The sequence below is a fragment of the Thainema salinarum CENA647 genome (assembly GCF_057732415.1).
On sequence record NZ_JBYJZJ010000022.1, the window covers coordinates 3,904,435 to 3,916,284 of the forward strand.

The following is an 11,850-nucleotide window of genomic DNA, read 5'->3' on the forward strand; positions in this document are numbered from 1 at the left end:
TAGTAACGGGTTTAGCGGGTTAACAAAGCCACTGCATAGGCAGCAATGCCTTCTTCGCGTCCAGTAGGACCTAATTTTTCGTTAGTGGTGGCTTTGATGCCGACTTGATCGGGGTCAATGGTTAAAACAGTAGAAATGCGATCGCGCATGGCCTGAATGTGTGGCTTCAGCTTTGGCCGTTCAGCAACCACCACCGTATCGAGATTGCCAATTTGCCAGCCTTTTTCCTGAATCAGTTGATGCACCTGGGCGAGCAGTTCGGTGCTGTCAGCTCCAGCCCAGCGCTGCTCAGTGGGCGGAAAGTAAAGGCCAATATCGCCTAAGCTCAGGGCACCCAGCATGGCGTCCATGATGGCATGGATCAGCACATCTGCATCGCTGTGACCGATTAAGCCCAGCTCATGCGGAATATGAACGCCGCCCAAAATGAGGGGACGACCGGAGCCGAGTCGATGAATGTCGTAGCCGTTGCCAATCCGAATGTTCATAGCGTGCGTAGCCGTCCCGTTAGAAATAAATTCCACCGAAATTCAGGCTACCTCACATCTTGCACCTTATACGCTGAGAGCCTGAAAAGGTTATTTTGCTGCCGCATCGCGGCAGCAAAATAACCTTTTCAGGCTCTCAGCGTATAAGGTGCAAGATGTGAGCTACCGTGTCTAGTTGCTCAATATGTAATTTGGGTTCAACCCCGAGATAGTTTTGCAGCGGCACGCAATGCGTGCCGCTGCAAAACTATCTCGCGATTTACGGGTCAGCATTTTGCTGCTGCCACTGTTCGTACAAATCAGGGCGGCGGTCTTTTGTACGCTGCACCTGTTGGTCGTGTCGCCATTGTGCGATCGCAGCATGATTTCCCGATCGCAGCACCTCTGGCACTTCCCACTCGCGGAACACGGCGGGTCGAGTGTATTGCGGATAGTCTAACAGTCCGGCTTCAAAGCTTTCGTATTTAAGAGAATCCACCTTACCAACCGTTCCAGGCCGCAGCCGAATCACGCCGTTGACGAGCGCCAGTGCCGGAATTTCGCCACAGGTCAAAACAAAATCGCCCAGCGACACTTCTCGATCAACTAAATTCAGAACCCGCTCATCTACCCCTTCATAGTGGCCGCAAATTAACACAAGCTGGTCATAGTTTTCCGCTAGTTCGCGAAACAGGGGTTGGCGCATCGGTTCACCCTGCGGCGTCATCAGCAACACCTGCCGCTGAGCCAAACAGGGCAGAGACTCCACTGCCGCAAAAATTGGCTCTGGTTTCATCAACATGCCCACTCCGCCCCCATAGGGTTCGTCGTCTACCCGATGATGCTTATCCAGCGCAAAATCGCGGGGATTAGTTAAATAAACCGACGCAATATCATTGGCTAACGCTTTCCCCAACAGCCCACTCTGTAGCGGCGATGTGAAGAAATCTGGAAATAACGTGACAATATCAATCCGCACAAGTGAACGCCTAAATTTTGACCTAAAGTTCAATACTAATCAGCCTTTGAGAAGTGAGGAGTGAGGAGTAGGGCTAGAAAGACCAACATCCAACACACAGTACCTAATACCTAGTACCTAGTACCTAACTCTCAATACCCAGAACCGACTCCTCAGCACTCAATTCTCAGCACTCAAACCGCGATTGCACATCCTCTAAACTGTTTTTGCCATGTTTTTGCCACAAAACGCAGCAAATTAGACGGTAGAGGTCAGCGGCAATCTGGTTCAATGTTCAATAGTAAAAATACTAAAACGTCATGAACCGTTAAACGATGTGCATGGAAAGTGGTTTGCATAGTTATCAATTTCAAGCTTGAGTAAAATGATAGGTTGCGTCTAGCTACTTAGCCTAAAAATTGCTCTCTCGCAATTCGTCGCTGATCAGAGTAAAAAACTGGAGCCAGCGCATATTTCAACGTAATCGCGATACACTCAATCATGCTGCAATTAGAGTCTCAACCTCTTTCGAGAATGCCTCAATCCACGAAAACCGCCGTGATGGTAATTGGCGGTGCTGAAGACAAGATCCACGGGCGAGAAATTCTCCACACCTTCTTTGAGCGAGCGGGTGGAACAGACGCGAATATCGCCGTGATCCCCTGTGCTTCCCGTGAACCGGTTGCGATCGCAAGTCGCTATCGTGACATTTTCACCGACATGGGCGCACGCACGATTGAGGTGCTGGATATTCGCGATCGCGATCATGGCGAAGATCCGCTGTGGAAAAGCCGAATTGAGGACGCGACGGGCGTCTTTATGACGGGTGGCGACCAGCTACGGCTGTGTGGCTTGCTGGCCGACACGCCTGTGATGGAGCTGATTCGCCAGCGGGCGCAACTGGGGCAAATCACCTTAGCAGGCACCAGTGCTGGAGCGGCTGTCATGGGCCACCATATGATTGCGGGCGGCGGCAGCGGTGAGTCACCGAATCGCTCTCTAGTGGATATGGCGACTGGGCTGGGTATTCTGCCCGATGTCATCGTGGATCAGCATTTTCACAACCGAAATCGGATGGCTCGCTTAATCAGCGCCATTGCTATGCATCCCGATCGCTGGGGAATTGGCATTGACGAAGACACCTGTGCCATGTTTGAGAATGACTCAGTTTTTCAAGTGATTGGCAAAGGCGTGGTCAGCGTGATTGATCCAGGGCACTGCACCTACACTAATCAAGCCGATATTGGCGCAGATGATCCGATTAGCCTGCACAACTTGAGCGTTCACTATCTGACCCACGGCGATCGGTTTGATCTGAAACACCGCAAATCAATCCCGCCGCAAAGCGCTTAAACGATTTCGGCGATTTCAGTTGCTTACTACACTTAAGCAATCTATTCCCCTACAAATCGACATGATCCTGCTGAAGATACTTGGTTGAGGAGATAACGCTTCCATAAGATGAGATCCAGAGCTAGAGTTTGCCCAAATCCCTAACTGACTATCGGTTTCGGCCTCACTGTTTCGTCTCTCCAAATAAAACTTCACGATAAAACTGTTTACTGTGAACAGATTAGAAACTTTTTGAGGTCTGAGACTAGGTAGGTGCTGCACCCTTACCCTCAGAAGACTGCTGGATATTGCACATGAAGATCCTTAAAACTCAGACTTTGCGTGGCCCCAACTACTGGAGCATCCGTTATCACAAGCTGATTGTAATGCGGATTGACTTAGATGAGCTGGCCGAAACACCCACCAATCAAATCCCCGGCTTCTACGAAGAAATGACGGATTTGTTGCCCAGCCTAGTTGAGCACTACTGCTCACCGGGCTGTCGCGGGGGCTTCTTCAAGCGGATTGAAGAGGGGACGATGATGGGGCATGTGATTGAGCACATTGCTCTAGAGTTGCAAACGCTAGCCGGAATGCCCGTTGGGTTTGGGCGCACCCGAGAAACCGCTACACCGGGTATTTATCGCGTCGTTTATGAATATTTAGACGAGCAGGCCGGACGCTATGCCGGACGGGCCGCTGTTCGCATGTGCCAAAGCATCATTGACTATGGGCGCTATCCTCGGGAAGAGCTAGAGAAGGATCTGGCTGATCTGCGGGAACTGTGGGCAGAGGCAGCATTAGGGCCTAGCACCGACAATATTGTCCAGGAAGCTGATCTGCGCGGGATTCCTTGGATTCCGCTCCAGAGCCGCGCTATGATTCAGCTCGGCTACGGCGTGCATCAAAAGCGCATTCAGGCAACCCTGAGCAGCAACACCAGTATTTTGGGCGTAGAGTTAGCCTGCGACAAAGAAGGCACCAAGCAGATTCTGCGAGAAGCCGCGATTCCAGTACCGCGCGGCACGGTGATCTACTATCTAGACGAACTAGAAGATGCGATCGCAGATGTGGGTGGCTATCCGATTGTGGTCAAACCGCTGGACGGCAACCACGGACGCGGTATCACGATTGACATCGACAAGTGGGAAGATGCGATCGCTGCTTACGATGTGGCGCGCGAAATCTCCCGTGGCGTCATTATTGAGCGGTACTATCGTGGCTCTGATCACCGAGTTCTAGTCGTTAACGGTTCTGTAGTAGCAGTGGCCGAACGAGTTCCCGCCCATGTGGTTGGTGATGGGCAATCAACCATTCAAGAACTGATCGACGAAACTAATCGCGATCCTCGGCGGGGCGAAGGGCACGACAATATTTTGACTCGCATCGAGGTGGATCGAAATACCTGGCAGCTGTTAGAGCGCAAAGGCTATACCCTGGAAACCGTTTTACCGGCAGGAGAAGTGTGCTACCTGCGGGCAACGGCCAACTTGAGCACAGGCGGCATTGCCATCGATCGCACCGATCAGATCCACCCCGAGAATGTCTGGCTGGCTCAGCGGGTCGCCAAAGTGATCGGCTTGGACATCGCGGGGATTGATATCGTTACGCCGGATATTTCAAAGCCGCTGCGGGAAACAGGCAGCGTTATTGTTGAAGTCAATGCCGCTCCGGGCTTCCGGATGCACTTCTCGCCCAGCGAGGGACTACCGCGCAATGTTGCAGCCCCGGTAATCGACATGCTGTTCCCACCGGGCAGTCCCAGTCGAATTCCCATCCTGTCCATTACGGGCACGAACGGAAAAACGACGACGACCCGCTTGCTGGCTCACATGTTTAAGCAAACGGGCAAAGTAGTTGGTTACACTACGACCGACGGCATCTACATTGGCGACTATGTAGTTGAAAAAGGCGATACCACTGGGCCACAGAGCGCTCAGGTTATCCTGCAAGATCCTACGGTCGAAGTGGCTGTCCTGGAAACGGCCCGAGGTGGCCTGTTGCGATCGGGGCTGGCGTTTAAGCAGTGCGATGTCGGCATCGTGCTGAACGTAGCGGCTGATCATCTGGGCATTGGCGATATCGAAACTGTTGAAGATTTAGCCTATCTCAAGAGCGTAGTGGCGGAAACGGCTTCACCCGACGGCTATACCATTTTGAACGCTGACGATCCGCTGGTTGTGGGCATGGCCAAGCGAGTGAAAGCGCAGATCGCCTATTTCAGCATGAACGCTGAAAATGAGCTAGTGAAGTCTCATATTCAGCAAGGGGGACTCGCCGCGATTTATGAAAACGGCTATCTCTCCATTCTGAAAGGTGACTGGGTGCTGCGGATTGAGCAGGCCGTCAACATTCCGTTGACAATGGGCGGCAAAGCACCGTTCCAGATTGCCAATTCCCTGGCGGCGAGCTTGGCCGCGTTTGCTCACGGTGTCGATATTGAAGCAATTCGTGCGGCCCTGCTGTCCTTTGAGGCATCTTCTAGCCGCACCCCTGGCCGCATGAACCTGTTTAATCTTGGCTCGTTCCATGCCCTGGTTGACTATGCCCACAATCCGGCTAGCTATGAGGCTTTAGCTAGCTTTGTGAAGAACTGGCCGGGTAAGCGCATCGGCGTCGTTGGTGGGCCTGGTGATCGGCGCGATGAGGATTTTGTCGAGTTGGGCAAATTAGCGGCTGACATGTTCGATCAGATTCTCGTTAAGGAAGATGATGATACGCGGGGTCGGCCTCGGGGTGAAGCAGCAGACTTGATCATGGAGGGAATCGAAAGCGTAGAAGCTGACTGCTCCTGTGAAACGATTCTGGAGGAAACGCGAGCGATCAATGTTGCTCTAGATGAAGCACCCGAAGGTAGTCTAGTTGTGATTCTGCCGGAAAGCGTGAGTCGCTCACTGCAATTGATCGAGGAAAAGGGCGGTAAGCCTACGTCCCTAAGCGGCTCGTCTAGTCATGCCAAGAATTCATCGGAGAAGCCGACTAGCGAGGCTGAGACAGATTCCGATTCCTCAGAGTATGTAGAGACGAATAGCTAAGTTAGCTAAGCCCAACGTTGGGTAAAGGCGGGTTTAGCAGTAGGTTATTGATTTCAAGCAGAGCTGATCAGCAAAAACCGCCCCTACCGTTGGTTTCCATCTTAAATGCCAAAAAGAGCAAGCCGCGCATACGCGCGGCTTGCTCTTTTTACGAAAGTTGATAAATAGTCCAACTAATCTCGCTGTTCGGGTAGTTCTTCGTAAACGGCGTCCTCTTCATCCTGGGTATTCATTTCCTCCTTGAAGCCTTTCAAGGTTTTACCCAAGGCACTACCTAATTCGGGAATTTTCTTTGGGCCAAAGATCAGGATTGCGACGATCGCAATGATGCCTACTTCCGGCCAGCCGAGTCCAAACATGCCAAGTCTCCCCAGTATTAAATACCGAATTCGCCATTGCAAACTAATTTTAGCGTTTTGCGCCAAGCAAACGTTGCTTACCTGGCGCAAAATGCTACTTGGAGATTTTATCAGCAGATTTCAGACTGCTTCAGTCTGGCAAAATTTAGCTAAATTACTCACGAGAAAGCTGGTAGCCAGACTATACCTCTGATATGAGCTGCAAGATGGTATCAAAGTCGTTGAGTGCGTCCTGATATTCGCGGTAGGCGATCGCACTATCCTTGATGTCCGCTGCCCCATCAATCTTAACGAGATGATTATTAAGAGAACGGGCCAATTCAGCCGCTTCGGCTTGTTCCGCAGGTAGCAGCGTCCGGGATAACCGGAATAAGCGCGATCGCAGATCTCCCAATGGCCCATGAATAAAGTTTTGGACGTTTGTCCAATCTTTCTGATCTAGATAAGATTGCAGTTCTGGCATGCGATCGCGCAATCGCTGTAGACCCGCACCGTAGGTCTCAATCATCTGCACCTGTTCGCTGGTGTAGGTCGGCGGTGGGGTGTTCACGTTGCTGCCACAGCCCGCTAGTCCAATGGTCAAAATCGCAACGGCTACTGCTAAAAGCGCCCGGAGTCGTCGCATTGTTAATCCTCCTTGCATTTAGTATTTCGTGAAAACGTGTGATTTTCTGAGTAAAACGCTTGCATTGCAAGCGTTTTACTCAGAAAATCATGTTCTTATTACTACGTTATCAGGGAAGCTCTTCGCTACTGTCTCTATATCGATTGATATATTTTGGATTGAGCTCCTGAAGGGGAGATTAAATGCCAAACTGCAGCGGTTTGGGATGGTATTCATGCTCCACCTCAAACACGTGAGCGTAAAGATTGGCCAGGATCTGTTTGCCCTCTAAGGTAAGCTGCAGATAGCCAATAGCGGGGCCAATGTAAGGATAAACGCTTTTCCAGTAAAACCTGGGATAGTTTTGCCGCAGTTCCTCTGGATTACGGTAGCCCAGAGTTTTATTGACGCCCGTTTCTTCAAATTCGTAAAACAGCGACGGAATTTTTTGCAGATAGCGCGGATCGGAGAGCTGACCAATCAAATCGGCGGCGCGCACCAGTCCAGGATAGTGAACCGTGTCTTGGTGATCACCATCCAGCGGCACTGGAAACCGGGTCAGCTCAATGTTTTTCTTAATCGTTTCGGCCTGAATCAGATTATGACCGCCAAAGCGCTCTTCAATGAACAGCTTGCCCCGGTCAACATGGAAAGCGGTAAGACTTGCATCCGTTGATCCCGGTGGCAGCGTCACCGTTTCATCAAATCGGCCAGTGGCGTAAATTCGAGCCAAGATATTGTCGCCCCGACAAACGCCTTTGACATAACCAATGTCATGACAAACCAGCGAAATCATGAAGTGCAGCCAGTCTTCACAGGAAACTCCACCTTCGCGAATATGCTTGCCTCGCAGCACTTCTTGGCCCACGAGGGAGACAAAGATGGTGTGTTCAACGTTGTGGTAGAGCGCGTTGCTGTTGGCAATATTTTCCAGCCCCATGTTGCCGACCCAGGCAATAATGTCGGCATAGTCAGGCTTAAGACCGCCATAGGTCAGCGAATATCCCTGCCGCAGGGCTTGGACAAATTCTTCAATTAGCAGCTTGTTGGGATTCAGCATCAGAGGCAGTCTGGGAACAATTTAGGCTGTGAATGAACTGTAAATAACTGAAGAACGCAAGATTCTAGGCGCATTTGGCAGCTTTGCTTTTGATTGTAGACAAACTCTCTCCCATCGCGCACTATTTGGTTGTCTGTTGATTACACAACTTGGTGACAAAATTCCGGCTATGTAACTGAATGACAAGCTTTTGCATGACAAACTGTGCGATCGCATTTCAACCTTGCAACCTTTCAACTACACAATTTGTTGGCGCAGGAACGGCACTAGAGCATCACACACCTTTTCCCACCAGTCTTCCTGGGCGTAGTGGCCCGTTTCTTCCATCTTCTCCAGTTTGCCGTTTTCTAGCGACTCAACAAACTGCTCAGCCATTTCGGTAGTCAACCACTTATCGGAGACGCCCCAAGCAACGAGGGTCGGCACTGACCACTGCTGAAAACCTGTTTCAATTTCCGCTGTGACATCCGCTAGATTCAACCGCTGCACGGTGCTCATCAACGAACGCCCAGCATCCGAACTTTTCAGAAATGGGCGACGATACACGTCTAAATCAGCGTCAGCAACCTGATATGGGCCTGCCCCTTCGAGCGTGCGATCGACTAGCAGCGGATCTTGACAGAGCATATCGCCGACAAGGGGAATGCCAAACTGGCGAATCTTCCAGGGCAGTTTAGCCGAAGTTGATAATGGGGTATTAAGGATGACCAGCCGATCAATGCGATCGCAATTTCTCAGCGCATAGAGCAATCCCGTTGATCCGACAAATCCCTGCACGACGAGGTGAAACTTGGGTAAATCCAGCGCATCAATAAATAGGCTCAATTCCTGCAAAAACGCTTCTGGGGTATAGCCAAAATCCCGCTTGTCAGGCTTTTCAGAGAAGCCGAATCCTAACCAGTCAGGTGCGATCGCACGAAAGCCTTTCTCAGCCAGCGTCTTCATCGTCTCGCGCCAGCTATAGCTCTGTGACACTAGCCCGTGCAGCAGTAAGACAGGCGGCTTATCGCTGGGATTCATGGGATTGGCCTCCCGATAGAACCATGTAAATTGCCCCGCTTTAATATTCTTTTCTTCAACTGTCATTCCAACGTTCCTATATAAACTGTTTTCCTCACATCTTGCACTTTGAAAACCGGAAGAGGTTGTTTTGCCGCCGCGATGCGGCGGCAAAACAACCCTTCTGGGTTTTAGTGCAAGATGTGAGTTTTCTCTATTCAGATCCAGCAGGTATTGGACCCACTGCCAGAAGGTAATTGGATTGAGCTTACCGTCCTGAGAGATTTCTAAGCAAGCGTTGTGAGGCTGTAGAGGGCTAAAGATCTCGTAGGGACACGTCATGCCGTGTCCCTACAAAAACGTTTTCCCTGAAGAGACACGTCATGCCGTGTCCCTACAAAAACCATTTCTAAATCTTGGTTTTCATTAACGTTCGTTCCCAAGCAGATGGGCCGCTCCCTATACTGGGCGTATGACTATGTTCAGCGGGATCAGGAAGATGTCCGAGATGTTCGATCGCTCGATGCTGCTGGAGTGGCAAGAGCGCGTTCAGCAGATGCAGGATGCAACGAGCCAAACCGTTGATCAGATGCGCGATCAGGTTCAGGCAACGACCGAAACGCTCAAAGCCAACACCGAACAGACGCTACAAACCGTGATGGATGGCACAACTCAGACCGTGAATTCATTTTGGGATCAAACCAGTCAAATTGGCCAAATGCCGCAGGCAGCCGTGAATGGATTTCAACATGCGATCGCAGATTCCATTCAAGCGTGGTTAACTGACCATCCCGTTGTTCACTGGCTGGTGAACCATCCAATTTGGGGCCTGATTCTGACGGTGACGAGTATCTTTCTCTTCTGGGGACTGCTGCAAGCCGTGGCGGATTTGACGCGGCAGTTTTGGCAGATGCTGATTCGGTTACCGCTGATCTTGGGCCAGTGGTTATCCAGTCAAGTGATTCGGTTGGGGGCTGTAGCTGTGGGAAAAGTGCGATCGCGCCTCTGGAAGCAGCCCAATTTCTCGATCCATGCAAACCTATCCAAACCCATCCCCTCAAAACATATCGCAGTCAATCGCTTACTTTTAAGCAGTACCACTCAAGGCGAAGACGTAATTTTGAACGGTGCAAAACCCATCAACTCAGACGCTGTTAATTCAGAGACCGTTAACTTAGACACGATCAATTTAGACACCGTCAATTCGGAGAAATTAACGCCTCTAAATAACAGTAAGGAGATCGTTCAACTCCTACATCGCCTGGAAAAACTAGGGCAAGAACAAAACCAAATCCTGCGCCAAATTGCCGCTCTCGCGGAGCGTGATGCGTTGGTTGAAAAGTAAGAAGGAAAAAGGGTTGTAAGGGGCTGTAAAGGGTTGTAGAGGGCTGTAAAGGAAGCTATTCACTTCAAGAAGTGAGGCGTGAGGAGAGAGGAGTAAGGCGTATTCGTGCCACTCCGTCCTCAGCACTCAGCACTTAAAAAGCATAGACCTTATACCAATCCAAATTGAAAATGAACAGAACAAACGCTTGTATAACAAGGGGCTTAAGCCCCTTGTTCAGGGCAGCTTCACAAAGGATTGGTATTACACTAGCCAAACAGCTTTTTAATCAGCTTAATCTTGTCGCCATAGGGCGCATACCGGAACTTTAGATCCAGCCAAAATGGGCGCTTCAGCACGCTTTTATAGTGAGAGAACGTGTCAAAACTCGCTTTGCCGTGATAGGCTCCCATGCCGCTGTCACCAACGCCGCCAAAGGGCAGGCCATAGGGGGCAATCTGCATAATCGTGTCATTGATGCACACGCCGCCGGACGAAGTTTGATGCAAAACCGTTTGCTGCTTGTCCGGATTGCGCGTAAACAGGTACAGCGCTAGCGGTTTAGGCCGCTGGTTGATAAATGCGATCGCATCTTCTAGATTTTCGTATTCCAAAACGGGCAAAATCGGGCCAAAAATTTCTTCCTGCATTAGCGGCGAGTCCAGCGCAGGCTTATCTAGCACCGTCGGGGCAATATAGCGATCGGCAGCGTCTGCGGCTCCGCCAGTCACGGCTTCACCATAGGGCAGCAGGTTTGATAAGCGATGGAAGTGCTTATCGCTGACAATGCGACCAAAATCTGGGCTTTCAGCCGGATTATCGCCAAAGAATTCACGAATCCGAGCTGTGAGCTGCTCCATAAACTGCGGCTTAATTGCCTGATCAACCAGGACATAATCAGGCGCAATACAGGTTTGGCCCGCGTTGATGAACTTGCCCCAAGCAATCCGACGCGTTGTCGTTTCCAGGTCAACATCAGCATCCACGATACAGGGACTCTTGCCGCCCAGCTCCAGCGTCACAGGCGTGAGGTGCTTGGCTGCGGCCTCCATGACGATTTTGCCGATCTGGGTGCTGCCTGTAAACAAAATGTGGTCAAACGGTTGCTCCAGCAGCTCTTGACTGGCTTCAACCCCACCTTCCACAACGCTGATATAAGCGGGATCAAACGTCGCCTCAATCATCTTGGCCAGCGCGGCTGAGGTATGAGGTGCAATTTCAGAGGGCTTGAGCATGGCGCAGTTGCCTGCTGAGATCGCACCGATCAGCGGCGAAATTGCTAGCTGTACTGGATAATTCCAGGGACTAATGATCAGCACCACCCCTAGCGGTTCTGGATAGATGCGCGCCGCAGCCGGAAAGAGCTGCAAAGATGTTGATGCACGGCGGATTTTCATCCATGACTTGAGATGCTTGATCGCGTAGTCAATTTCTTGAATTCCGGCAATTTCCGTCAGGTAGGACTCCAGCCGAGGTTTACGCAAATCCTGACTCAGCGCTTCGATCAACGCGTCTTGATGATCGAGAACGGCTTGCTTCAGTTGCCGCAACTGCCGTAATCGAAAATCAAGCGAGCGAGTTTGTTCTGAACTGAAGAAATCCCGCTGTTGCCGCAAACGCTCAGTCGCAGAGACTGCTGCCAGTTGAACCATTGCTCTTGTTTACTCCTGAACTGACTGTTAACGGTTATATGTCACCTGTGCATTGCTAAC

10 protein-coding genes are annotated in these 11,850 nt (G+C 50.9%); 3 read left to right on the forward strand and 7 right to left on the reverse strand.

What is annotated here, in order from left to right:
- Positions 1-11: 11 nt before the first annotated feature.
- Both ispF and trmD read right to left on the reverse strand, forming a co-directional pair.
- On the reverse strand, positions 12-488 hold the full coding sequence (gene ispF / locus AC286M_RS23925) for a 2-C-methyl-D-erythritol 2,4-cyclodiphosphate synthase (RefSeq protein ID WP_488206780.1): 477 nt from the start codon (positions 486-488) through the stop codon (positions 12-14).
- Positions 489-747: 259 nt separating this feature from the next.
- Entirely contained in the window at positions 748-1,446 is a 699-nt protein-coding gene (gene trmD / locus AC286M_RS23930) for a tRNA (guanosine(37)-N1)-methyltransferase TrmD (protein ID WP_488206781.1), read from the reverse strand.
- 513 nt (positions 1,447-1,959) lie between these two features.
- Here trmD and AC286M_RS23935 point away from each other — a divergent pair.
- Positions 1,960-2,778: a cyanophycinase gene (locus AC286M_RS23935; RefSeq protein WP_488206782.1), complete on the forward strand. Its 819-nt coding sequence runs from the start codon at positions 1,960-1,962 to the stop codon at positions 2,776-2,778.
- Positions 2,779-3,071: 293 nt separating this feature from the next.
- The gene (cphA, locus tag AC286M_RS23940; protein ID WP_488206783.1) at positions 3,072-5,792 is read left to right on the forward strand and encodes a cyanophycin synthetase; all 2,721 of its coding nucleotides are present in this window, start codon (positions 3,072-3,074) and stop codon (positions 5,790-5,792) included.
- Between the two features lie 173 nt (positions 5,793-5,965).
- Here the strand turns inward: cphA and tatA are convergent, their stop codons facing one another.
- The 4 genes from tatA to AC286M_RS23960 all read right to left on the reverse strand — a co-directional run bounded on the left by tatA (position 5,966) and on the right by AC286M_RS23960 (position 8,901).
- A complete protein-coding gene (tatA, locus tag AC286M_RS23945) occupies positions 5,966-6,151 on the reverse strand; it encodes a twin-arginine translocase TatA/TatE family subunit (protein WP_488206784.1) in 186 nt (61 codons plus the stop codon).
- Between the two features lie 181 nt (positions 6,152-6,332).
- Positions 6,333-6,776, reverse strand: coding sequence for a photosystem II protein PsbQ (psbQ, locus tag AC286M_RS23950; protein ID WP_488206785.1), 444 nt, complete (start codon positions 6,774-6,776; stop codon positions 6,333-6,335).
- Between the two features lie 178 nt (positions 6,777-6,954).
- Positions 6,955-7,815: an Npun_R2479 family HD domain-containing metalloprotein gene (locus AC286M_RS23955; RefSeq protein WP_488206786.1), complete on the reverse strand. Its 861-nt coding sequence runs from the start codon at positions 7,813-7,815 to the stop codon at positions 6,955-6,957.
- A gap of 237 nt (positions 7,816-8,052) precedes the next feature.
- The gene (locus AC286M_RS23960; protein ID WP_488206787.1) at positions 8,053-8,901 is read right to left on the reverse strand and encodes an alpha/beta fold hydrolase; all 849 of its coding nucleotides are present in this window, start codon (positions 8,899-8,901) and stop codon (positions 8,053-8,055) included.
- Positions 8,902-9,313: 412 nt separating this feature from the next.
- On the opposite strand from AC286M_RS23960, the gene AC286M_RS23965 reads away from it, so the two are divergent.
- Positions 9,314-10,159 carry a hypothetical protein gene (locus AC286M_RS23965; RefSeq protein ID WP_488206788.1) on the forward strand — a complete coding sequence of 282 codons (846 nt, stop codon included), beginning with the start codon at positions 9,314-9,316 and terminating at the stop codon, positions 10,157-10,159.
- A gap of 248 nt (positions 10,160-10,407) precedes the next feature.
- Here the strand turns inward: AC286M_RS23965 and AC286M_RS23970 are convergent, their stop codons facing one another.
- Positions 10,408-11,790 (reverse strand): aldehyde dehydrogenase, encoded by a 1,383-nt coding sequence (locus tag AC286M_RS23970; RefSeq protein WP_488206789.1) that lies wholly within the window; start codon positions 11,788-11,790, stop codon positions 10,408-10,410.
- Between the last annotated feature and the right edge of the window lie 60 nt (positions 11,791-11,850).